16 protein-coding genes are annotated in these 24,474 nt (G+C 67.4%); 13 read left to right on the forward strand and 3 right to left on the reverse strand.

The features are described 5' to 3' along the window. Positions 1–61 precede the first annotated feature (61 nt). The 5 genes from dapB to C1931_RS09135 all read left to right on the forward strand — a co-directional run bounded on the left by dapB (position 62) and on the right by C1931_RS09135 (position 7,150). Positions 62–793, forward strand: coding sequence for a 4-hydroxy-tetrahydrodipicolinate reductase (gene dapB, locus C1931_RS09115; RefSeq protein ID WP_108756081.1), 732 nt, complete (start codon positions 62–64; stop codon positions 791–793). Positions 794–1,234: 441 nt separating this feature from the next. Beyond that, a complete protein-coding gene (gene carA, locus C1931_RS09120) occupies positions 1,235–2,362 on the forward strand; it encodes a glutamine-hydrolyzing carbamoyl-phosphate synthase small subunit (protein WP_108756082.1) in 1,128 nt (375 codons plus the stop codon). Positions 2,363–2,512: 150 nt separating this feature from the next. Then, complete coding sequence (carB, locus tag C1931_RS09125; RefSeq protein ID WP_108756083.1) at positions 2,513–5,755, forward strand: carbamoyl-phosphate synthase large subunit; 3,243 nt, start codon at positions 2,513–2,515, stop codon at positions 5,753–5,755. A gap of 8 nt (positions 5,756–5,763) precedes the next feature. Continuing rightward, positions 5,764–6,228 carry a transcription elongation factor GreA gene (gene greA, locus C1931_RS09130; protein ID WP_188489793.1) on the forward strand — a complete coding sequence of 155 codons (465 nt, stop codon included), beginning with the start codon at positions 5,764–5,766 and terminating at the stop codon, positions 6,226–6,228. A gap of 4 nt (positions 6,229–6,232) precedes the next feature. Further along, positions 6,233–7,150: a phosphoglycerate mutase gene (locus C1931_RS09135; protein ID WP_108756084.1), complete on the forward strand. Its 918-nt coding sequence runs from the start codon at positions 6,233–6,235 to the stop codon at positions 7,148–7,150. 312 nt (positions 7,151–7,462) lie between these two features. On the opposite strand, the gene C1931_RS09140 is transcribed toward C1931_RS09135, so the two are convergent. After that, the gene (locus C1931_RS09140) at positions 7,463–8,494 is read right to left on the reverse strand and encodes a DUF1176 domain-containing protein (RefSeq protein ID WP_108756085.1); all 1,032 of its coding nucleotides are present in this window, start codon (positions 8,492–8,494) and stop codon (positions 7,463–7,465) included. Between the two features lie 157 nt (positions 8,495–8,651). Here C1931_RS09140 and recJ point away from each other — a divergent pair, with 157 nt between their 5' ends. Together recJ and C1931_RS09150 are read left to right on the forward strand one after the other, a co-directional pair. After that, on the forward strand, positions 8,652–10,409 hold the full coding sequence (gene recJ / locus C1931_RS09145; protein WP_108757712.1) for a single-stranded-DNA-specific exonuclease RecJ: 1,758 nt from the start codon (positions 8,652–8,654) through the stop codon (positions 10,407–10,409). Positions 10,410–10,531: 122 nt separating this feature from the next. Then, the gene (locus C1931_RS09150) at positions 10,532–13,417 is read left to right on the forward strand and encodes a VIT domain-containing protein (RefSeq protein WP_108756086.1); all 2,886 of its coding nucleotides are present in this window, start codon (positions 10,532–10,534) and stop codon (positions 13,415–13,417) included. Between the two features lie 91 nt (positions 13,418–13,508). Here the strand turns inward: C1931_RS09150 and C1931_RS09155 are convergent, their stop codons facing one another. Together C1931_RS09155 and C1931_RS09160 are read right to left on the reverse strand one after the other, a co-directional pair. Beyond that, positions 13,509–14,471: a phosphatase PAP2 family protein gene (locus C1931_RS09155; RefSeq protein WP_108756087.1), complete on the reverse strand. Its 963-nt coding sequence runs from the start codon at positions 14,469–14,471 to the stop codon at positions 13,509–13,511. A gap of 9 nt (positions 14,472–14,480) precedes the next feature. Next, positions 14,481–15,689: an acyltransferase family protein gene (locus C1931_RS09160; protein WP_108757713.1), complete on the reverse strand. Its 1,209-nt coding sequence runs from the start codon at positions 15,687–15,689 to the stop codon at positions 14,481–14,483. A gap of 134 nt (positions 15,690–15,823) precedes the next feature. Here C1931_RS09160 and C1931_RS09165 point away from each other — a divergent pair, with 134 nt between their 5' ends. From C1931_RS09165 to lysS, 6 genes are all read left to right on the forward strand, one after another. After that, complete coding sequence (locus C1931_RS09165; RefSeq protein ID WP_108756088.1) at positions 15,824–16,738, forward strand: LytTR family DNA-binding domain-containing protein; 915 nt, start codon at positions 15,824–15,826, stop codon at positions 16,736–16,738. Positions 16,739–16,937: 199 nt separating this feature from the next. Continuing rightward, positions 16,938–18,063 (forward strand): peptide chain release factor 2 gene (prfB, locus tag C1931_RS09170; protein WP_108749502.1). Its coding sequence is split into 2 segments (ribosomal slippage): positions 16,938–17,012 and positions 17,014–18,063, totalling 1,125 coding nucleotides; the frame shifts between segments, so codons are not numbered across the junction. 45 nt (positions 18,064–18,108) lie between these two features. Continuing rightward, positions 18,109–18,891 carry a helix-turn-helix transcriptional regulator gene (locus C1931_RS09175; protein ID WP_108752986.1) on the forward strand — a complete coding sequence of 261 codons (783 nt, stop codon included), beginning with the start codon at positions 18,109–18,111 and terminating at the stop codon, positions 18,889–18,891. Positions 18,892–19,661: 770 nt separating this feature from the next. Continuing rightward, complete coding sequence (locus C1931_RS09180; protein WP_108756089.1) at positions 19,662–21,047, forward strand: NAD-dependent succinate-semialdehyde dehydrogenase; 1,386 nt, start codon at positions 19,662–19,664, stop codon at positions 21,045–21,047. A 62-nt stretch (positions 21,048–21,109) separates the two neighbouring features. Further along, entirely contained in the window at positions 21,110–22,750 is a 1,641-nt protein-coding gene (locus C1931_RS09185; RefSeq protein WP_108752988.1) for an acetolactate synthase large subunit, read from the forward strand. Between the two features lie 181 nt (positions 22,751–22,931). Next, the gene (gene lysS, locus C1931_RS09190) at positions 22,932–24,443 is read left to right on the forward strand and encodes a lysine--tRNA ligase (RefSeq protein ID WP_108756090.1); all 1,512 of its coding nucleotides are present in this window, start codon (positions 22,932–22,934) and stop codon (positions 24,441–24,443) included. Positions 24,444–24,474: the final 31 nt, after the last annotated feature.

The raw sequence follows: 24,474 nt of genomic DNA on the forward strand, positions 1-24,474 counted from the left end.
TTCATCCACGCATGGCGTGGATCTACTGGACGGGTCGGGGCGCTGCCGCTAGCCTTCCTGCATGAACCAGACCCCCCTGCGATTGCTCATCCATGGCGCTTCCGGGCGCATGGGCCAGGCCTTGTTGCGCCTGGCTGCCGAACACCCCGACACCCTGCAGATCGTTGCCGCCGTGACCGGCCGGGCGCCGGCCCAGCGGGTGGTGGACGGCGTGCCGTTCTTCGCCGCCAGTGAGCTGGCAGGCGCGCCAGCCTTCGATGTGGCCATCGATTTCAGCCTGCCGGAGGGCTTCGACCCGATGCTGGCGCTGTGTGTGCAGCGCGGCGCTGGGCTGGTGTCGGGCACCACCGGCATTTCCAGCGCGCAGCGGCAGGCGCTTGACGCTGCGGCCACGCAGATTCCGCTGGTCTGGGCCTCCAACTTCAGCCTGGGCGTAGCGGTGCTGGACGAGCTGGTGGAGCGGGCAGGGCAGGCGCTGGCCGGCTGGGACTGCGACATCGTCGAATCCCACCACACGCAGAAGAAGGACGCGCCCTCGGGCACGGCGCTGACCCTGGGCGCGGCCGCGCAGCGGGGCGGGGCGCAGCCGCATTACGCCAGCCTGCGTGCCGGTGACATCGTCGGCGAGCATCTGGTGCAGTTCACCAGCCTGGGTGAGCGCATCGAACTGGTGCACCGGGCCACCAACCGCGACATCTTCGCCCGTGGCGCGCTGTTTGCCGCCCGCCAGCTGCAGGGCCGGGCGCCGGGCAGCTACCGCGTGCGCGACCTGCTGGACGCCCCGCAGGCCTGAACCGCGCGGGGTCGGATCCCTTTCCAGCGGAAAGGGCTCTGACCCCCTCTGGACGCGTCCGGGGTCAGAGCCTTTCCCGTTCGGGAAAGGATCCGACCCCATATCCGGCTGAGCCGCGCGGGGTCGGATCCCTTTCCAGCGGAAAGGGCTCTGACCCCCTCATCTGCGGGCACCCGGGGTCAGAGCCTTTCCCGTTCGGGAAAGGATCCGGCCCCGTCTCCGGCCCACATACGGCGCCGGATTGAAATGAATACGCAATCGCCTGTTCATAAAGCGATATAAGCGCTGGCGCCAGCGGCCCGGCGGCGCTACAATTCGCACTCGCCGAATCACGAAAGCCGGACCGGTCCCAGACCGTACGTCCGCGCTTTTTTGCAACCGGATTTCCGTGAAGCGCAGGCGTGACTTCGGCCCCCCTTCGGTAGCCAAAGTGAGAATTCCGTGACCCAAGCCGCAATCCTCGTCCTCGAAGACGGCACCGTATTCGAGGGCGAATCCGTAGGCGCGCCCGGCCTGTCCGTCGGTGAGGTGGTGTTCAACACCGCCATGACCGGCTACCAGGAAGTGCTGACCGATCCGTCCTACGCCCGGCAGATGGTCACGTTGACCTATCCGCATATCGGTAACACCGGCATGACCGACCAGGACAATGAAGCGTCCAAGGTGTGGTCGGCCGGCCTGATCGTGCGCGACGTGCCGCGCCGTCCCAGCAACTGGCGCAGCCAGGTGTCGCTGCAGGACTGGCTGATCCAGCGCGGCGTGGTCGCCATCGCCGGCATTGACACCCGCAAGCTGACCCGCATCCTGCGCGAGAAGGGCGCACAGAACGGTGCGCTGATGGCCGGTGACATCGACGTGGAAAAGGCACTGGAAGCCGCCCGCAAGTTCCCGGGCCTGAAGGGCATGGACCTGGCCAAGGTGGTCACCACCGAAAAGACCTACACCTGGACCGAAGGCCAGCTGGACCTGGACGCCAACGCGTTCGTCAGCGTGCCGGCCCGGTTCAAGGTCGTGGCCTACGACTTCGGCGTGAAGACCAACATCCTGCGCATGCTGGCCGAGCGCGGCTGCGAAGTGACCGTGGTGCCGGCGCAGACCCCGGCGGCCGAAGTGCTGGCGCTGAAGCCGGACGGCGTGTTCCTGTCCAACGGCCCGGGTGACCCGGAACCGTGCGACTACGCCATCGAAGCGATCAAGACCTTCATCGACGTGAAGATCCCGACCTTCGGCATCTGCCTGGGCCACCAGCTGCTGGGCCTGGCATCGGGCGCCAAGACCATGAAGATGGGCCACGGCCACCACGGCGCCAACCACCCGGTGCAGGACCTGGACAACGGCCGGGTGATGATCACCTCGCAGAACCACGGTTTCGCCATCGATGAAGCGACCCTGCCGGCCACCCTGCGGGTGACCCACCGTTCGCTGTTCGACGGCACCAACCAGGGCGTGGCCCGCACCGACGTGCCGGCGTTCTCGTTCCAGGGCCATCCGGAAGCCTCGCCGGGCCCGACCGACGTGGGCCCGCTGTTTGACCGTTTCGTGGCCCTGATGGACCAGAGCAAGGCGTGATCAGTACGCCGCCGGCCCGCCGGTGGCGTCGCGATGGACCGTAAGCCCCCGCATCGCTGCTGCCCCTGGCGCGGCGCTGCGGATCAAGATTCCTGATCGACAGCGTGCGATCACTCCCCCTTGTCACGCTGTACTGACTTAGAGAAGAAAATGCCCAAGCGCACTGACCTCAAGACCATTCTCATCATCGGTGCTGGCCCGATCGTCATCGGCCAGGCCTGTGAGTTCGACTATTCCGGCGCCCAGGCCTGCAAGGCCCTGCGTGACGAGGGTTACCGCGTGGTGCTGGTCAACAGCAACCCGGCCACCATCATGACCGACCCGGAGATGGCCGACGCCGTCTACATCGAGCCGATCAACTGGCAGACGGTCGAGAAGATCATCGCCAAGGAAAAGCCCGATGCGCTGCTGCCGACCATGGGTGGCCAGACCGCGCTGAACTGCGCGCTGGACCTGGCCGACAACGGCGTGCTGGAGAAGTACAACGTCGAACTGATCGGTGCCAAGCGCGAAGCGATCCGCATGGCCGAAGACCGCGAGCTGTTCCGCGTGGCCATGGGTGAGATCGGCCTGGAGTGCCCGACCGCCGCCGTCGCCCACACCCTGGACGAAGCGCTGGAGATCCAGACCCGCGTCGGCTACCCGACCATCATCCGCCCCAGCTTCACCCTGGGCGGCAGCGGCGGCGGCATCGCCTACAACCGCGAAGAGCTGGTCGAGATCGTCAGCCGTGGCCTGGAACTGTCGCCGACCACCGAAGTGCTGGTGGAAGAATCGGTGCTGGGCTGGAAGGAATTCGAAATGGAAGTGGTCCGCGATACCGCGGACAACTGCATCATCGTCTGCTCGATCGAAAACCTGGACCCGATGGGCGTGCACACCGGTGACTCGATCACCGTGGCCCCGGCACAGACCTTGACCGACAAGGAATACCAGCGCCTGCGCGATGCCTCCATCGCCGTGCTGCGCAAGATCGGCGTGGACACCGGTGGCTCGAACGTGCAGTTCGGCATCAACCCGAAGACCGGCCGCGTGGTCGTGATCGAGATGAACCCGCGCGTGTCGCGTTCCTCGGCGCTGGCCTCCAAGGCCACCGGCTTCCCGATCGCCAAGGTCGCCGCCAAGCTGGCCGTGGGTTACACCCTGGACGAACTGAAGAACGAAATCACCGGCGGCCTGACCCCGGCCTCGTTCGAGCCGTCCATCGACTACGTCGTCACCAAGATTCCGCGCTTCGCCTTCGAGAAGTTCCCGGCGGCCGATGCGCGCCTGACCACCCAGATGAAGTCGGTCGGTGAAGTGATGGCCATGGGCCGCACCTTCCAGGAATCGGTGCAGAAGGCCCTGCGTGGCCTGGAAACCGGCAAGGTCGGCTTCGACCCGACCGGCCTGGACCTGACCAGCGAAGACGACCTGCAGACCCTGCGCCGCGAGCTGAAGGCCCCGGGCCCGGAGCGTCTGTTCTACGTGGCCGATGCGTTCCGCGCCGGCATGAGCGTGGAAGACATCTACGCCCTGTCCTTCATCGACCATTGGTTCCTGGACCAGATCGAAGAAATCATCGCCGCCGAAGGCGAAGTGGCTGCCGGTGGCATCGACGCGCTGGACGCTGCGCGCCTGCGCAAGCTCAAGCGTGCCGGTTTCTCCGATGCGCGTCTGGCCCAGCTGACCGGCACCAACGAAGCGGCCATCCGCGCGCTGCGTCGCGCGCACAAGGTGCGCCCGGTCTACAAGCGCGTGGACTCCTGTGCCGGTGAATTCTCCACCGGTACCGCTTACCTGTACTCGACCTACGAGGACGAGTGCGAGGCCGCGCCGACCAACCGCGACAAGATCATGATCCTGGGCGGTGGCCCGAACCGCATCGGCCAGGGCATCGAGTTCGACTACTGCTGCGTGCACGCGGCACTGGCGCTGCGCGAGGATGGTTATGAAACCATCATGGTCAACTGCAACCCGGAAACCGTGTCGACCGACTACGACACCTCCGACCGCCTGTACTTCGAACCGCTGACCCTGGAAGACGTGCTGGAAATCGTCGAACTGGAACAGCCCAAGGGCGTGATCGTGCAGTACGGCGGCCAGACCCCGCTGAAGCTGGCGCGCGCGCTGGAAGCCAACGGCGTGCCGGTGATCGGCACCAGCCCGGACTCGATCGACCTGGCCGAAGACCGTGAGCGCTTCCAGCAGCTGGTGGACAAGCTGGGCCTGAAGCAGCCGCCGAACCGCATCGCCCGCAACGACCAGGAAGCCCTGCTGCTGGCCCGCGAGATCGGCTACCCGCTGGTGGTGCGCCCGAGCTACGTGCTGGGCGGCCGCGCGATGGAAATCGTCTACGGCGAATCCGACCTGGCCCGCTACGTGCGCGACGCGGTGAAGGTGTCCAACGATTCGCCGGTGCTGCTGGACCGCTTCCTGGACAACGCCGTGGAATGCGACGTGGACATCATTGCCGACAAGGATGGCAACGTCCTGATCGGCGGCGTGATGGAGCACATCGAAGAAGCCGGCGTGCACTCGGGGGACTCGTCCTGCTCGCTGCCGCCGTACTCGCTGTCGGCCAAGACCCAGGCCGAACTGCGCCGTCAGGTGGTGGAGCTGGCCAAGGCCCTGAACGTGGTCGGCCTGATGAATACCCAGTTCGCCATCCAGACCAGCGAAGACGGTGATGACACCATCTACCTGCTGGAAGTGAACCCGCGCGCCTCGCGTACCGTGCCGTTCGTGTCCAAGGCCACCGGCATGGCGCTGGCCAAGATCGCCGCGCGCTGCATGGCCGGCAAGACCCTGGAAGAGCAGGGCGCCACCAAGGAAATCGTGCCGGACTACTACTCGGTGAAGGAAGCGATCTTCCCGTTCGCCAAGTTCCAGGGCGTCGATCCCATCCTGGGGCCGGAAATGCGCTCCACCGGTGAAGTGATGGGCGTGGGCCGCACCTTCAACGCCGCCTTCGCGCGTGCGCAGGAAGCGGGCAGCATCAAGGCCCCGCCGATCGGCAAGGCCTTCGTTTCGGTGCGTGACCCGGACAAGAAGCGCGTGCTGCCGGTGGCCAAGGCCCTGCTGGCGCGTGGCTACAGCCTGGTGGCCACCCGTGGCACCGCCGCGTGGCTGCAGCAGCACGGCATGGACTGCGAAATCATCAACAAGGTGGTGGAAGGCCGTCCGCACATCGTCGATTCGATCAAGAACGGCGAGATCGTCTACATCGTCAACACGACCGAAGGCCGTGCGGCGATCAACGACTCGTTCTCGATCCGTCGCGAGGCGCTGCAGCACCGCGTCACCTACTCGACCACCATTGCCGGCGCCAAGGCGCTGGTGGATTCACTGGAATTCCGTGGCACCGGCCCCGTCTGGTCGCTGCAGGAACTGCACAAGGAGTTGAATGCATGAGAGCCCCCATCACCATGAAGGGCGCGCAGAAGCTGCGCGACGAGCTGGACCACCTGAAGTCGGTCAAGCGCCCGAAGGTCATCGCTGCCATCGCCGAGGCGCGCGAGCACGGTGACCTGAAGGAAAACGCCGAGTACCACGCCGCGCGCGAGGAACAGGGTTTCATCGAAGGCCGCATCAAGCAGCTGGAAGGTGAGCTGTCGCACGCCGAGATCATCGACGTGAGCAAGCTCAACGCCGGTTCGAAGGTGGTGTTCGGCGCCAGCGTGACCCTGGCCGACGTGGAAACCGACGAAGAGAAGAAGTACCAGATCGTTGGCGACCTGGAGGCGGACATCAAGCTGGGCCTGATCGCCATTTCCTCGCCGGTGGCCCGCGCGATGATCGGCAAGCTGGAAGGCGATTCGATCGTGATCGACGCCCCGGCCGGCCAGCGCGAGTACGAAATCGTCAGCGTCAGCTATCTGGACTGACCGGGTGGCAACGGCGACCCTGTTGTTGCCGGCGCGCAGCCGCTTTGCGGCGGCTGCATTGCCTGACGAGGTGGCGCGCGCCCTGGGCCGCGCCACCACGGTGCAGCTGGATGCGGGCGAGCGCGCCCAGCTGCAACGCCATTTCAGCGTGGCCGCGCCGCACTGGCCGGTGGCCGCACTGACCCGCCAGCGCGATGTCGGCGATGCCGCTGGTGCGTGCTGGCTGCGCGCCGATCCGGCCTGCATGGTGCCGGACATGCACGGCGCACGCATGATGGGGCACGGCGAAACGCTGCGGCCCACGCTGGCCGACAGCCTGGCCCTGCTGCCGGTACTGCAGCCGCTGTTTGCCGACGCCGGTTTCGTGCTAGATGCACCGGACCCGGCGCGCTGGTACCTGCGCCTGCCCATCGACATCGAACTGCCCGATTTCGACAGCCCCGACGATGTGCTGGGCGATGATCTGTTTTCGCACCTGCCCGAAGGGCCGGCGGGTCGCCGCTGGCGGGCGCTGATGACCGAGGCGCAGGTGCTGCTGCACAACCATTCCTGGAACCAGCAGCGTGCCGCGCAGGGTCAGCAGCCGATCAATTCGCTGTGGTTCTGGGGCGGCGGCGTCATGCCGGTATCGGTGACGACCCAGCACGTACAGGTACGCAGCCGCGACGCCCTGCTGCAGGGCCTGGCCCAGGCCGCCGGTGTTGCGGTGGACGGCGAGCAGGCCGTGGATGCCTTGGTGGACCTGCGGCAACTGCGCTCGCTGCAGCAGCTGGGCAACGAAGCGATTGTTCCGCTGCTGGCGGCACTGCGTCGCGGCGAACTGCAGCAGCTGGTGCTGGATTTCGAAGACGGCCTGCAGTTCCGCCTCGATCGCGGCCAGCGCTGGCAGTTCTGGAAGAAACCCCGCCAACTGCACGACTGAGCGGAGTCGGATCCCGTTGCCGCGCAACGGGCTCTGATCCCGGATGTGTTTCGATACCCGACGGATGCATCCACGCATGGCGTGGATCTACTGGGACGTACTGAGCGGGTCCTCGGCCGAGCGGAGTCGGATCCCGACGCGAACGCAGTAGATCCACGCCATGCGTGGATGCATTGGATCGGCCATTGGCCCGGTAGGTGCCAACCTTGGTTGGCACGCCACGCCCGGTAGGTGCCAACCTTGGTTGGCACGTTGGCATCAGTCGAGCAAGCTCGACTCTACGGAGGCGGGCAGGGCGCAGCCATGCCAGCCTTACTTCACCGTGCTGACGATCGTCGGCAGCGTCCAATGGCCACCGGCTACACCACGGCACTGGCCGGTGGTGAACGCGCTGGTCTTCACGAACCGCTGGCCATCCCACACCCAATCGTGGCCGGAGAAGCAATCGCCGATACCGCGGCCACGGAAGCGCCCGCGCAGGGTCATGTCGTCGGTGTCGAAATCCTCCGCATCGGAGGTGACAAAGCGCGCCTGGTACGGTGCCTTGTCCTGCACCACCCAGTAGCCGCTGCTGAAGTTGTAGGCGCCCATGAAGCAGCTGGTACTGGCCAGCACATGCGAACCGTCCAGCCGCACGATATCGATCTCGTCCTGCTCGCCTTCGCTCACGCGGCGGCATTCGTCTGCGTTCGGCAGGCTGGCCTGCAGCGCCTTGCGCAGCGCCGGGGCGTTGGCCAGCACCGCATCGCCACTGCGCGCCGGCGCCAGCTTGCCGTGCACCACCACCGGCATCGGCAGCGCGGCCGGCACGCTGGCCTCGGCCTTGTCACCGCGGCGCACCAGCGCGCCGGGCGTGCCCAGCCGACCCTGCGCCTCGTCCATCTTCAGCAGCACCGCGGTGGCGCCGCTGTCGGAAATCGGCCAGGCCTTGCCCTTGCCATCGACGATCTCGATGCGCGCCTGGCGGGGCAGGGCGGCGACCAACGCATCGGTCTGGGCCTGCTGCAGCAGGATCTTCTCTCCATCACCGGTGTCGCGCACCGGGCCCAGGTCCTTGCCATTCAGGCGCAGGCGCAGCGCGCCGGTCGGCATGGGGCTTTCGCCGTCCTCACCATTGCGCAGGCGCGCCACTACCGGCGCACCGGGGCCGCCCGCACGTTCCAGCATCAGGCTGAGCAGGTTGCCGGGCTCTTCCGGGCTGTAGCCGGCGGCGCGACAGGTGCGGGTGTTGTCGCAGGCCAGCGACCAGTCGTTGTGGTCGAACGACACGCCGGCCTTCGGCTCGGGCGTGGTGGCGTGGGCGGCCGGGGCGAGGGCGAGGGCCAGGAACAAAGTGTGGCGCATGAAGAGAAATCCATTTCGGGGCCGATAAGCATGAAATAAATGGCGGTCGATTCCAAATGCTTCCGATGGGGTCAGAGCCCTCTGCAGGCAGAGGGATCTGACCCCGTCTCCGGCCCCGCGTTATCATGGTGACGTCTTCCGCAACCCGGCGATGCCGATGTCCCTTGCCGCCGATGCTGCGCTGCCCGTGTCCGATACCCCGCTGATCCGCCGCCGCGAGCCGGTACAGCCCGGTGCGTGGCCCGACGACACGCTGCCGCTGCTGGCCCGCCTGTATGCCAGCCGTGGCGCGACCACGCCGGAACTGGCGCTGCCGCGACTGGGCAACCTGCATGCGCCCGAACTGCTGACCGGCATCGATGCGGCCGTGGCCCTGCTGGTCGATGCCATCGCCAACGACAAGCGCATCCTGGTCGTCGGCGATTTCGACTGCGATGGTGCCACCGCCTGCGCCGTGGGTGTGCGCGGCCTGCGCATGCTGGGCGCGCAGCACGTCTTCCACGCGGTGCCCAACCGCATGGTGCATGGTTACGGCCTGTCGCCGTCGCTGGTGGATGAACTGGCGTCGCTGCAGCCGGACCTGCTGGTGACCGTGGACCACGGCATTGCCTGCCATGCCGGTGTCAACGCCGCCAAGGCGCGCGGCTGGCAGGTGCTGGTCACTGACCATCATCTGCCCGGCCCGCAGTTGCCGCCGGCCGATGTCATCGTCGATCCGAACCTGCAGGGCGATGATTTCCCCAGCAAATCGCTGGCCGGGGTCGGCGTCATCTTCTATGTGCTGATGGCCCTGCGCCGCTGCATGCGCGAGGCCGGCGTGTTCGCCGATGGCAAGGGCCCGGACCTGACCACGCTGCTGGACCTGGTGGCCGTGGGCACCGTGGCCGATCTGGTCGCACTGGATGCCAACAACCGTGCGCTGGTCAGCGCCGGTCTGCGCCGGCTCCGCGCCGGGCAGGGCTGCGTGGGCCTGAAGGCATTGATCGAAGCCAGCGGACGCGACGCCGCACGTCTGACCTCCACCGATATCGGCTTCGCGTTGGGCCCGCGCCTCAATGCGGCCGGTCGCCTGGAAGACATGGCGCTGGGCATCGAACTGCTGCTCACCGAGGATCCGCGGCAGGCGCGCGACATTGCCCAGACCCTGGAACAGATCAATGCCGAGCGGCGCGCGGTGCAGCAGTCGATGACCGATGACGCCGAGCAGGCGCTGTCGCGCGTGGTGCTGCACGAGCAGGGCCAGCGCCCGGTCGCGGCATGCCTGTTCGACGCCGAGTGGCACCCCGGCGTGGTCGGTCTGGTGGCGTCGAAAATGAAGGACCGCCTGCATCGGCCGGTGATTGCATTTGCACCGGCGGAACCCGGCGCGGACACCCTGCGCGGTTCGGCGCGCTCCATTCCCGGCCTGCATATCCGTGACGCGCTGGCGCTGGTCGATGCACGCCATCCCGAGCTGGTGGAGCGCTTCGGTGGCCACGCCATGGCCGCTGGCCTGAGCATGCGCCTGCAGCACCTGCCCGCGTTCGAGGCGGCCTTCGTCGCCATCGTGCAGGAACTGCTGGATCCGGCCGCGCTGCAGCAACAAGTGCTCAGCGATGGTGAACTGTCCGCGGACGAACTCGATCACCGCCATGCCGATGCGCTGCGCCTGGCCGGCCCCTGGGGGCAGGGCTTCCCCGAGCCCTTGTTCGACGGCCACTTCGAAGTGGCCAACTGGCGCGTGCTGAAAGAGCGGCATCTGAAGCTGGAACTGCGCCTGCCCGGGCTGCCCGGCACGATCAACGCCATCCATTTCGGCGGCTGGCATGGCAACGCGCCGGGTCGCCATGTGCATCTGGCCTACCGTTTGGCCTGCGATGACTACCGCGGCGGCAGCGCGATCCAGCTGATCGTGGAGCATTGCCTGCCCACCTGATGGCGGCGCGCACGCTTCGCGCACGCCGGGCCATGCCCGGCGGGATGCATCGACGGTCGACCGCTAACCCCACCTGCCGTGGTGGTGCGTTGAACCCTGCACGATCCCACTGGAGCCGTGCCATGCCGTTTGCCCGCTGTGTTCCCTTCATCCTGCTGGTGCTGGCGGCCTGGTCCGCAGACGCGCAGTCCCCTGGCATTGCGCGGCCGCAGCCCGGTACGCCGCTGCTGGTCGCCGCGGCCGCCGAACGTCCGGTGCAACTGCGCGAGGCGCGCATCGAAGGCGAAGTGCAGGCCGGCATCGCGCAGACCCGCATCACCCTGGAATTCCACAACCCGAACCGTCGCGTGCTGGAAGGTGAGCTGCAGTTCCCGCTGGCTGATGGCCAGCAGATCAGCGGCTTTGCCTTGGATATCGATGGCGAACTGCGCGAGGCGGTGCCGGTGCCCAAGGATCGGGGGCGCCAGGTGTTCGAAGAGATCGCCCGGCGCGGTGTCGACCCCGGCATGCTGGAACAGACCGCCGGCAACCAGTTCCGCCTGCGCATCTATCCGCTGCCAGCCGGCGGCAGCCGCCGCGTGCAGCTGGTCGTGCGCGAGCCGCTGGCTTACGCCGGCAATGGCTGGCAATGGGCGCTGCCACTGCAGTTCGCCGCGGGTGCGGCATCGGTTGAGCTGAAACTGCAGGCGCCGGGCCAAGCGACGGTGGGCACGGCACCGTTCCTTATCGATGCGGGTCAGCTGCATTGGCAGGGGCGCGGCGCGCAGTTGCCGGCGCAGCTGCAGTGGACGCTGCCTGCGGCGCGCCGTGCGCAGGTGCAGGTGGCCAACTGGCAGGACGGCCATTACCTGCTGGCACAGCTGCCGGTGGCTACAAGCACCACGCCGCGCACGCTGCCGCGCGAGATCGGCCTGCTCTGGGATGGCTCCGGTTCGGCGGGCCAGCGTGACCGCACGCGTGAGTTCGCGCTGCTGGACCGCTACTTCGCCGCCATGGGCGACGGCACGGTGGTGCTGACGGTGCTGCGCGACCGCCCCGAGCCCGAACGCCGCTTCCGTATCCGCAAGGGCGATTGGAGTGCGCTGCGCCAGGCGTTGCAGGCGGTGCGGCCCGACGGCGCCAGTGCGTTGGCTCAGTGGCGGCCGCAGCCGGGCGTGCAGGAATACCTGCTGGTCAGTGACGGCCTGCTGACCTATGGGCCCGAGGCCCTGCCGGCACTGGCCGAGGGGCAGCGATTGTTCGCCATCAGCAGTGCGGGCGCGCGCACCGACAGCACCCGCCTGCGCGGCTGGAGCCAGGCGCATGGCGGACGTTTTGTGGCAGTGGGCACCGACGTGGGCGCCGCAGCGCGCGAACTGCTGTCTGCGCCGCTGGATGTGCAGATCGATGCCGGGCGCGGCGTGCAGGACGTGGTGATCGATCGCCGCAGCGAAGCGCAGGGCTGGTTGTGGCTGCATGCACGCCTGGCCGCCGACGGCGTACCGATGCGGGTGCGCGTTGCCGGCAGCGATTGGCAGGCTCTGCCGGGCAGCACGCGCAGTGATGACGGCGCGCTGCTTGCGGGACTGTGGGCACAGGCGCAGCTGCAGCAGCTGGCGCTGGACCGGCGCAGCAACCGCGAGGCGATGCAGCGCCTGTCGCAGCAGTTTGGCCTGGTTGGGCCGGACACTTCGCTGATCGTGCTGGAGACGCTGGACGACTACCTGCGCTATGCCATCCGTCCGTCGGGCGCGCTGCGCGCCGGGTATGACGCCCGTTTCGCAAAGCAGGTGGTAGATCGTCAGGCCGAGGACTGCCGCCGCCTGGATGCGGTGGCCGCGCAGTGGAAGGAGCGCCAGCAGTGGTGGAACCGCCGTTGGCCGAAGACCGCGCCGCCCACTGCGGGCAATGCCAAGGAAATCGCGCAGAGCGAGGCCTTGGCCAGTGCGCCGATGGCCCTGCTGGCTGCACCGGCACCGGCAGCGCCTCCGCCGCCCCCGGCGCCGATGGCACCGGCCCGTGCCCGCAGGCAAGCACCGGCCGCCGAAGCGATGGCGTTGGACGCGATGGTCGTGGCGGCCGCTGATGCCGGTCATGCCGGCGCGCCGGCCAACGATGGCCAGCTCGGCATCCGGTTGGCGGCCTGGCAGCCTGACTCAGAGGTCGCTCGCCGCCTGCGCCAGGGCCCGCCCGCGCAGCTGTACGACCGCTACCTGGCCGAACGCGATGCCCACGCCGACAGCAGTACGTTCTTCCTCGACGTGGCCGACCTGCTGCTGGAGCAGGGTCAGCGCGAACTAGCGCTGCGTGTGCTGTCCAACCTGGCCGAGATGGAGCTGGACAACCGGCACCTGCTGCGCGTGCTCGGCTATCGACTGATGCAGGCCGATGCCCCCGCGCTGGCCGTGCCGGTGTTCGAACAGGTGCTGGCGATGGGCCAGGAAGAGCCGCAGAGCTTCCGCGATCTTGGCCTTGCTCTGGCAGCGGCCGGCAAGCCGCAGCAGGCACTGGACCCGCTGTACCAGGTGGTGGTGCGCCGCTGGGACAGCCGTTTCAATGGTGTTGCCCTGATCGCACTGGACGAACTGACCAACCTGGTGGCCCGCAGCCGCCCGGCGCTGGATACCCGTGCCATCGATCCGCGCCTGTTGCAGGCCATGCCGCTGGACCTGCGTGTGGTGCTGGCCTGGGATGCCGACAACAGCGACATGGACCTGTGGGTGACCGACCCCAACGGCGAGCGCGCGTACTACGGCAACCGCCTGACCTGGCAAGGCGGGCAGATGTCGCAGGACTTCACCGGCGGCTATGGCCCCGAGCAGTTCTCGCTGCGCAACGCCAAGCCCGGAAAATACAAGGTGGAAGCCAACTACTTCGGCAGTCGCCAGCAGCTGGTGACCGGTGCCACCACGCTCATGCTGCGCCTGACCACCCATTGGGGCACGCCGCAGCAGAAGGACCAGAGGGTCACGCTGCGCCTGAAGGACCGCTCGGAAACCATCCTGGTAGGCGAATTCGAAGTCCAGTAGAGCCACGCCATGCGTGGCTGCGCAGAATCCGCCGCAGCCGCCGGGCATGGCCCGGCGCTACCGAACCAGGCCATCCACGCACGGCGTGGATCTACCGCTGGCGCGGAATCCACCGCGCCAGCGCCACGCCACTGCCGAGGATCAACAGCGTGCCAACGGTATGCCAGAACACTTCGGTAATCGGCGCGTCGGGCAACGGAAGGCTGTACGCCAGCCATTCAATCAACGGTCGCGCCAACAGGTAGATCACCACCACACCCAGTACCCGCAGCACGCGTTGCACGATGCCTTGCGGATCCACCGGCCAGCCGCGCCACTGCAGCCACGCCACCAGCAGAGCGAGTGCCAGCAGGCGTGCGGCTTCGCCCAGCGGTACCAGATGCGTCCACAACGAAGCCGATGCCAGCGCCACGCCCGAGCCCAACAGTATGGGCAGCTGCCAGCGTCTGGCCCCGCGCAGCCCCGGCATCAGCTGCCACGCCAGCACGGCCACACTGACCCCGATCAGCCACCCGGCCACCACATCGGCCAGGAAGTGCCGGCCCAGGTACATGCGCGAAATGGCCATCAACAACGGCCAACCCAGCACCAGCACCCAACGCAGCCAGCGCCGGCGGATGCCGAATGCCAGCAGCAGGCTGACGCAGGCGGCGGTGGTGATGCCCACGTGGCCGCTGTTGAAACCATAGTCGGCGTGCGGCTGCGCGCGCAGCATCGCCGTGGCCTGCGCATCGGGCAGCGACCAGAACGTGCGGCCACCGCCATCGACTACGAACGGATGCGAAGGCTCGCCCTTGTCCAGTACCGCCGCATCCACGTCGGAGGGGCGGGGCAGGGCGGCGCTCTGCTTGATCGCATGCGTGGCGCAGGCCATCAGCAGCACCGCCAGCATCACGCACAGGCCCGCGCGCAGTCGCGCGCCCAACGCGCACACCAGGATCAGCGCGGTATAGCCCAGCTCGTAGCCGAGCAGGCTGATGAACTGCATTACTGCCAACATCCAGCTGGCGTCGAAGGTCTGCTGCAACCACAGGTGCCACTGCGTCTGGAACATCCGTTGTCCTCAATGCGCCCGTACGACGCGTGCAGTGGCCGACGATAGCGGATGGGCGCGCAGTCCGAACAGGGGGCGCAGCCAACGCACGCGGCGGATCAACAGTTCGTGGATCAACAGGCAGCCACCCACGGTGCCGGCCACCAGCAGCGCCGGTTCCAGCCACGGGCCCAGCTGCAGCGGTCGCAGCGCATACAGCAGCACGATCAACACGGTCTGGTGCAGGATGTACCAGCTGAACACCGCCTCGCGGCAATAGGCCTGGCCCGGCCACGGGCGCGCCAGCAGCACCCGGGCCCAGCCGAACAGCGCCAGCAGCATGCACCAGGTGTAGAGCGCCCGACCGACGCGTTCGGTCTGCGCCCATGGCAGCGCCAGAATCCACGGATCAACGTTGCCCACGTCCGGCAGTCGGGCCAGCGCGCGGATCCCCAACTCCAGGCACAGCCCGAGCACGGCCAGGCCAAGGGTCAGCCGGCGGCCGCGCAGCAGCAGGTCCCAGCCGCGCTGCCAGCGTGCGGCCAGGAAGCCGCCCAGGAACAGCGGCAGCGACTCGGCGTGCACGTAGACGTCGTCCAGCAACGCATGGGTTGGCGGCCAGCGCGGCATCAGTACCAACAGCGCCCAGGCCAGCCAGACCCCCGGCAGCAACAGCAGCGCGGCCCCCAACAGACGGTCGCTCACCTGCAGCGTCGGCAGCGACTTGGCCACCGGCCGCAGCAGGCTGGCCAGCACCACGGCCAGCACGGTGTAGGGCAGCAGGTAGGCCAAGTACCACAGATGGTTCCAAGTGAAGCCGTACTGGGAGCCACTGAAGTGCGCGCCCGGCCAGGGGCGGAACTGCCAGTAGCGCCACAGGAACCGTCCCAGCCCCGGCGCCACGTCGCCCTTGTCCAGCGCCTCGCAGTACGCCTGCAGCGAGACCACCGCCACGATGCCGAACAGCAGCGGCAGCAGCAGGCGCCAGCAGCGGCGCAGGGTATGCGGCAGGCGGCCCCGGTCGGGCAGGGACAGGCCCAGGGCCATGCCGCTGATGGCAAACAGCAGCGGCATGCGCCAGCGATTGAGGGCGATCATCGGCCACTGCAGCCATTGCGCGGTGTAAGCGCTCTTCAGATGGAAATCCCAGCCGGCCACGTAGGCCATGGCGGCGTGGTAGAGGATCAGCAGGGCGAAGGCGGCGATGCGCAGGGTGTCCAGATCGTGGCGTCGGTGCATGGCGATGGGCATCAGGGGGACGCTGCACCTTCGCTGGCCAACCATCACCGCACCAGCTGAAAGGGCGCAATGGCGGGCGTTCTGGGCCCAATGGCGGGGCCGCAGGGACCAATGGCCGATGCGGGCGGGGGCGGATGGGCAACAATGGCGGCATGGAAAATGGAGATCCGGCGGCACGTGCCGCTGCAACCGCCCAAGTGGCGTATAGACCCGACAAGGACGTGATGTTCTGGTCGCTGCTGTTCCTGTGTACGGCCGCGGGCAACGTGCTGGCGCAGTGGATGCGGGCGGTGCGTGATGCGCAGCCCTTCGCCGGGCTGGGCACCTCCATCGAGGAGTTCAGCAGCGCGCTGGCAACCCTGGGGCTGCTGATGCTGCTGCAGGCGGCGGCCCGCCGGTGGCCGTTGCATGCCGATACCTGGCGGCGCCGGATCGGCTTCTATGTGCTGGGCGGCATCGCCTGGTGGCTGCTGCATGTCAGCGCCATGGTGCTGCTGCGCAAAGTGGCCTTCGCCCTGGCAGGCCAGCACTACGTCTATGGTGACTGGCCGGCGCAGTGGTTCTACGAGTTCTTCAAGGATGTGCAGACCTACAGCCTGCTGGTGATCGCCGTGCACGCCGTGGCCTGGTTCGGCCGTCAGCGGCAGGGCGAGGCGCACCTGCTGGCGCCGCCCGACGAAGGCCCGCCGGTGGAGCCGGTCGAGCGCCCGCAGCATTTCCTGGTGCGCAAGCTGGGCAAGGAGTTCCTGCTGGCCACGGCCGATGTGGAATACGCCCAGGCCGCCGGCAACTATGTGAACCTGCGGGTGCGCGGGCATGACTACCCGCTGCGGATCACCATGGCGGCGCTGGAGCAGCGGCTGGACCCGGCCGTGTTCCTGCGGCCGCACCGAAGCTGGCTGATCCACCGCGACCAGCTGCGCTCGATCGAGCCGCTGGACGGCGGCGAGGCCCTGCTGCACATGGCGGACGGGGCCAGGGTGCCGTGCAGCCGGCGGCAGTTGCCGCTGCTGCGGCAGGCGCTGGGCGCTTTGCACGGGGGGGGGTAGAGGCGACTGTCAGTCGACTTGCGCGCGCAGCGCGGGCTCCAGCACAACCTGAACGGAGAGCAGTCGACTGACAGTCGACTCTACCAAGACCCGGGTCGGCCCCGGCGTCGGCGCGAGCGGGCGGGGGAGCGGGCCTCATGCCGGGAACCGCGGCCTGCGGTATCATATGCAGTCATCTATTTAGTGCATAACCGCCGACATGATCGAACTGAATCCTGTCCGCCAGCGCATCGCCGATCTGACCGATCGTGTGGTGTCGCTCAGGGGGTATCTTTGACTACGACGCCAAGAAAGAGCGTCTTGAAGAAGTAACGCGGGAGCTGGAAAGCCCCGACGTCTGGAACAACGCCGAGTACGCGCAGAACCTGGGCCGCGAGCGCTCCAGCCTGGAAAAGACCGTGGGCGGCATCGCCTCGGTGCTGGATGGCCTGACCGACGCGACCGAGCTGCTGGAACTGGCTGAATCCGAACAGGACGAAGATACCGCCCTGGCCGTGGTCGCCGATCTGGACAAGCACCAGGCGCACGTGGAGAAGCTGGAATTCCAGCGCATGTTCTCCGGTGAGATGGACAATGCGGCGGCCTTCGTCGACATCCAGGCCGGTGCCGGTGGCACCGAAGCCCAGGACTGGGCCGAAATCCTGCTGCGCATGTACCTGCGCTGGTGTGAATCGCGCGGTTGGAAAACCGAGCTGATGGAAGTGTCCGGCGGCGACGTCGCGGGCATCAAGTCGGCCACCCTGCGCGTGGAAGGCGATTACGCCTATGGCTGGCTGAAGACCGAGACCGGCGTGCACCGCCTGGTGCGCAAGTCGCCGTTCGACTCGGACAACCGCCGCCACACCAGCTTCACCTCGGTGTTCGTGTCGCCGGAAATCGATGACAACATCGATATCACCATCAACCCGGCCGATCTGCGTACCGACGTGTACCGCTCGTCCGGTGCCGGTGGCCAGCACGTGAACAAGACCGAGTCGGCGGTGCGTATCACCCACATCCCGACCAACATCGTTGTGGCCTGCCAGACCGGCCGCAGCCAGCACCAGAACCGCGACAATGCGATGAAGATGCTGGCCGCCAAGCTGTACGAGCTGGAGATCCAGAAGCGCAACGCTGAAAAGGATGCGGTGGAAGCCACCAAGTCCGACATCGGTTGGGGCAGCCAGATCCGCAACTACGTGCTCGACCAGAGCCGTATCAAGGACCTGCGCACCGGCATTGAACGTTCGGACACGCAGAAGGTGCTGGACGGCGACCTGGACGAGTTCGTCGAGGCCAGCCTGAAGGCCGGCCTGGCCGTGGGTTCCAAGCGCATCGATGCCTGATCGGCGCGCCTGCGCGGATATCATCGTCTCCTGCAACGGGGGGCGATGATGCGCAGCGAAGGTGAACGCAAGGAACTGGGCGGCTTCCTGAAGGCCTGCCGCGCCCGTGTCGACCCCGCCACGCTCGGCCTGCCGGCCGGGCGCCGGCGCACCCCGGGCCTGAAGCGCGAGGAAGTGGCGCTGGCCATCGGGGTCAGCGTGAGCTGGTACACCTGGATCGAACAGGGCCGCGAAGTGCGGGCCTCGCCGGAAGTGCTGGAGCGCCTGGCCAAGGTGCTGCGCCTGAGCGATGACGAGCGCGCCTACGCGTTTGCGCTGTCCGGTTATGGTGTGCCACTGGAATCGCCGGACGAAAGCGTGACTGACGGCCTGCGCCAGCTGGTGGAGGCGATGCAGCCGATCCCGGCCTACGTGCGCAATACCCGCTTCGACATCCTGGCCTGGAACCCGGCCATCGCCGAGCTGTTCGTGGATTACAGCCAGTTTCCGCCGCACGAGCGCAACACGCTGCGGCTGATGTTCCTGTACGCGCCGTACCGCACGTTGATTCTCAACTGGGAAGAAATGACCCGTGGCCTGCTGGCCGGGTTCCGTGCAGCAATGGCGCAGGCGCCGGACAAGGCGCCGTTCCTGGCACTGGTCGAGGACCTTGCTGCACACAGCGAGGAGTTCCGGCTGTGGTGGCCGGAGCACGATGTACGTCGCTTCGACGAGGGTGCGAAGAAGCTGAACCACCCCGTGCATGGGTTGCTGGACCTGCAGTACGTGGCGCTGGTGCCGGAGAGCCGGCATGACCTTTCGCTGGTGACCTACCTGCCGCGGAAGTAGGGGGTGTTCGGCAGGGCTTGCAGCCCTGCACCTGCTGCGATCAACGTCAAAAGCCAGAGCGGGTTTCCGTGGTTGGGCGGGGCGGTGTCGGATTGCGGGGACGCCGCAAGTACCCCTCCGGGGCCCGGCCCAGCCGCTGGCGGCTGTGCGTTCGGGCGCTTGCGAAGCAGTGCTTCGCAAACAAAGCGCCCTCACCCTTGTAGGCTTGGCAGCCGCATCCATGCGGCTGACACCCCGCAATCCGACACCGCCCCACCTCGGACAGATTCCCGCGATCTGCCGGTACTGCACGGGGTCGGATCCCGTTGCTGCGCAACGGGCTCCGACCCCAGATTGATTTCGATGTCTGACAGATTCATCCACGCATGGCGTGGATCTACTGTGTCGACCAAGGTCGGCACCCACCACCAGCAGCGTCATGCCGTTCCGACAGATCGCGAGAAACTGTCAAAGGCGGGGCGGTGTGGGTAGGCAGGACCGCAGGCGCCATGGATGGCGCCTACGAGCCCCCATGGATGGGTTAACGGCGTGTCCTGCCTACCCACACCGCCCCGCCATCCCACGCAATGCCCGCATTTGACGTTGCCGTTGCCGTTGCTCCGGCTTTGGCTCGCAGCAGGTGCAGGGCTGCAAGCCCTGCCGTACCCCCCCTATACAGGTAAGTGCAGGTCACAGGATAAGCAGACGCCTTGTTGCTGCCCTCGAACAGGTCCACATTCCTGTGCAGGACACGGGCTGCCCGCCCGCTGTCGAGACAACAGGAGACCTGCATGTCCGCTGCCCCCACTACCGCCATCTCCCGCGATCCGGCCACCGCCCAGGTGATCGCCGAGCACCCCTTCGCCAGCGCTACCGAACTGGAAACGATCCTGCAGCGCGGCCAGGCCGGCTTCGCCGCCTGGAGCGGCTACACCCTGGAACAGCGTGCGGGTGTCCTGCGCGCCATGGCCGCGGTGCTGCGCCGTGACCGCGAACCGCTGGCCGCGCTGGCCACCGCCGAAATGGGCAAGGTGCAGGCCGAGGCCCTGGCCGAGATCGAGAAATGCGCCGTGCTGTGCGACTGGTACGCCGAGCACGGCGCGCCGTTCCTGCGCGATGAACCGACCCAGGTGCCGGGTGACCAGGCCTATGTGTCCTACCTGCCGCTGGGCGTGGTGCTGGGCATCATGCCGTGGAATTTCCCGTACTGGCAGGTGATGCGCGCGGCAGTGCCGATCCTGATGGGCGGCAACGGCTTCCTGCTGAAGCCGGCCGAGAACATCGTCGGTACCGCGCTGCTGCTCGACGCGGCCTGGCGTGAGGCCGGGCTGCCGGAAGGCACGTTCATCGCCGCCAACATCAGCCGCGAGGGCACCAGTGCCGCGATTGCCGACGATCGCATTGCCGCCGTCACCCTCACCGGCAGCGTGGCCGCCGGCCGCAGCATCGCCGCTCAGGCCGGGCAGGCGCTCAAGAAAGTGGTACTGGAACTGGGCGGCTCGGACCCGTTCATCGTGCTGGCCGATGCCGATCTGGATGCCGCCGTGGACGCGGCCGTGGCCTCGCGCTTCCAGAACACCGGGCAGGTCTGCATTGCCGGCAAGCGCATCATCGTCGAAGAGGCGGTCTACGACCGGTTCGTGGCGCAGTTCTGCCAGAAGGTGCAGGCGCTGACCGTCGGCGATGGGCGCGAGCCGGGCAACCGCATCGGCCCGATGGCCCGCCAGGACCTGCTGGACCAGCTGCATGCGCAGGTGCAGGCGTCGGTGGACGCCGGTGCCCAGCTGCGGGTGGGCGGCCATCAGCTGGATCGCCCCGGTGCCTTCTACGCCCCGACGGTGCTGGTGGATGTCGAGCCGGGCATGCAGGCCTTCGATACCGAAACCTTCGGCCCGGTGGCTTCGATCAGCCGCGCCCGCAATGCCGACCATGCGGTGGAGCTGGCCAACCAGAGCGAGTTCGGCCTGAGCGGCAACCTGTGGAGCGGCGACCGCGCGAGGGCCATGCAGCTGGCCCGCCGGCTGCAGACCGGTGGCGTGTTCGTCAACGGCTTCTCGGCGTCCGACCCGCGCGTGCCGATTGGCGGGGTGAAGAAGAGTGGCTTCGGCCGCGAGCTCTCGCACTTCGGCATCCGTGAGTTCGTCAACGCGCAGACGGTCTGGTTCGACAAGCGTTGACACCCGGCTCTCATCCCACCCGCAACCATTCCCCCACAGTCCAGCGAAAGGACGGCATTCCGATGTCCAAGGGTTCAGATCTGCTTGTCGCCGCACTTGAGAACGAAGGCGTCGAGCGTATTTTCGGTATTCCCGGCGAAGAAAACCTCGACGTGGTCGAGTCGCTTCGCCATTCCAGCATCGAGCTGGTCATCACCCGCCACGAACAGGCGGCGGTGTTCATGGCCGCCACCTATGGCCGCCTGACCGGCAAGCCGGGCGTGTGCCTGGCCACGCTGGGCCCGGGTGCGCTGAATTTCACCACCGGCGCTGCTTACGCGCTGTTGGGCGCCTGGCCGGTGATCATGATCACCGGGCAGAAGGGCATCGTGGCCAGCAAGCAGGCGCGGTTCCAGATCGTGGATATCGTCAGCACCATGAAGCCGCTGACCAAGCTGGCGCGGCAGATCGTGTCGGCGCGCACGATCCCGACCATCGTGCGCGAGGCGTTCCGGGTGGCCCAGGAAGAGCGCCCCGGCCCGGTGCTGCTGGAACTGCCCGAGGACATCGCCGCCACCGAGGTGGAAGGGGTATCGCTCATTCCCACCCACGCGGTGGATCGGCCCATTGCCAGCCCCGAAGCGCTGGACCGGGCGGCGCAGCTCATCCGCGCGGCGAAGCGGCCGCTGCTGATGATCGCCTCGGCGGCCTCGCGGCCGCAGTCCAGCGAGGCGCTGTCGGCCTTCGTGCTGCGCGCGGGCATTCCGTTCTTCACCACGCAGATGGGCAAGGGCGCGGTGGCCGGCGGCTCGGGCCTGTACATGGGCACGGCCGCGCTGACCGAGCGCGACTACGTGCACATGGCCATCGACCAGGCCGATGTGATCGTGACCATCGGCCACGAGGTGACCGAGAAGCCGCCGTTCGTGATGCGTCCCGGTGGCCCCACGGTCATTCATATCGGCTACTCGCAGGCGGCGGTGGAGCAGGTGTACTTCCCGCAGGTGGAAGTGATCGGCGACATCGGCCGCTCGCTGACCCAGCTGGCCGATCGCATCGAGGGCCAGGTGCCGCATGCCGATGCGCTGCTGCCGCTGCGCGCGACCATCCTGGACCACCTGGCCGACCGCGCCGAGGAGCCGGGCTTCACCCCGCAGCGGCTGGTGCATGACGTGCGCCAGGTGATGCCGCCGGACGGCATCGTGGCGCTGGACAACGGCATGTACAAGATCTGGTTTGCGCGCAATTACCGCACCCAGGTGGCCAATACGCTGCTGCTGGACAATGCGCTGGCGACCATGGGCGCGGGCCTGCCGTCGGCGATCATGGCCTCGATCCTGTATCCGCAGCGGCGGGTGCTGGCGGTATGTGGCGATGGCGGTTTCATGATGAACAGCCAAGAGCTGGAGACCGCCCGACGGCTGGGCCTGAACCTGGTGGTGCTGATCCTCAACGATGGGGCCTACGGCATGATCCGCTGGAAGCAGGCGGTGGATGGTTTCACCGACTACGGCATGACCTTCAGCAACCCCGATTTCGTGAAGTACGCGCAGGCCTATGGCTGCAAGGGCCATGAGGTGACAGCCATCGAGCAGTTCATTCCGACCCTGGAGGCGGCCTTCAACGAGGGCGGGGTGCACCTGGTATCGGTGCCGGTGGATTACTCGGAAAACCAGCGGGTGCTGGTGGACGAACTGCGGCAGGCGTTTCCCGGGAACGGTTGACGATTACCGGCGCCCGGGATCTGGTAGGTGTCGACCTTGGTCGACACAGAGAACGCCAACCAAGGTTGGCGGCTACCGGGGCGGGGGCGCTGCCGGGGCCGGGGCAGGGCGGTTTTGGTATGCTGTGCAACCGGCTGTGCCGGCGCAGCATCCCCCCTCACTACACGATTCCCGCAGATCCATGAGCGAAGCTACCGATACCCCCCCCGTCGACGAAAACAAGTTGATCGCCGAGCGCCGTGAGAAACTCAAAGCGCTGCGTGGGCAGGGCATCGCGTACCCGAACGATTTCCGTCGCCAGGAGTTCGCCGGCCGTCTGCAGGATGAGTTCGCCGATGCCGAACAGTGGACCGCCGAGGCGCTGGAAGCCACCGGCCGCACCGTGAAGATGGCCGGCCGCCTGATGGCCAAGCGCATCATGGGCAAGGCCAGCTTCGCCCAGATCCAGGACGAATCCGGCCGCATCCAGCTGTTCCTGCAGGGCGCGGTGCTGGGCGATGCCTATACCGCCTTCAAGGGCTGGGACGTGGGCGACATCATCGCCGTGGAAGGCGGCCTGACCCGCACCAAGACCGGCGAACTGTCGGTCAAGGCCGAATCGATCCGCCTGCTGACCAAGTCGCTGCGGCCGCTGCCGGACAAGTGGCACGGCCTTTCCGACGTGGAACAGCGCTACCGCCAGCGCTACGTCGACCTGATCGTGACCCCGGAATCGCGCGCGGTCTTCATCAAGCGCTCGAAGATCATCCGCGCCATGCGTGCGTGGCTGGACAACCGCGACTTCCTGGAAGTCGAGACGCCGATGATGCATTACATCCCCGGCGGCGCGGCGGCCAAGCCGTTCACCACCCACCACAACGCGCTGGACCTGGACCTGTACCTGCGCGTGGCGCCGGAGCTGTACCTCAAGCGCCTGACCGTGGGAGGCCTGGAGCGGGTGTACGAGATCAACCGCAACTTCCGCAACGAAGGCGTCAGCACCCGCCACAACCCGGAATTCACCATGATGGAGCTGTACGAGGCCTATGCCACGTACAACGAGATCATGGACCTGACCGAAGGCGTGATCCGCGATGTGGCGCAGACCGTCAACGGCGGCACCACGGTGGAATGGGACGGCGCCAACATCGACCTGGGCCCGGCCTTCCGCCGCTGGCGCATGGACGAGGCGGTGCGCCACCACAACCCGGAAATTTCCGCGGCCGACTGCACCGACCGCGAGGCGCTGCTGCGTCATTGCCAGCGCTTGAAGATCCGCGTCAAGCCGTCTTACGGCTGGGGCAAGCTGCTGCTGGAAATCTTCGAGGCCACCGTCGAGCACACCCTGATCCAGCCGACCTTCATCACCGATCACCCGGTGGAGGTTTCGCCGCTGGCCCGCGCCAACGACAACGACCCGGGCTACACCGACCGCTTCGAGCTGTTCATCAACGGCAAGGAGCTGGCCAACGGCTTCTCCGAATTGAACGACCCGGAAGACCAGGCGCAGCGCTTCCAGGCCCAGGTGGCGGCGAAGGAAGGCGGCGACGACGAGGCCATGCACTACGACGCCGATTACATCCGTGCGCTGGAGTACGGTATGGCCCCGACCGGTGGCCTGGGCATCGGCGTGGACCGTCTGGTGATGCTGCTGACCGGCAGCAGTTCGATCCGCGACGTTCTGCTGTTCCCTTACATGCGTCCGGAGCACTAAGCTCGGGTTCGCACTCTGCATGTGCGCGCCG

It is taken from the genome of Stenotrophomonas sp. YAU14A_MKIMI4_1 (assembly GCF_003086855.1).
Classification (GTDB): Bacteria; Pseudomonadota; Gammaproteobacteria; order Xanthomonadales; family Xanthomonadaceae; genus Stenotrophomonas.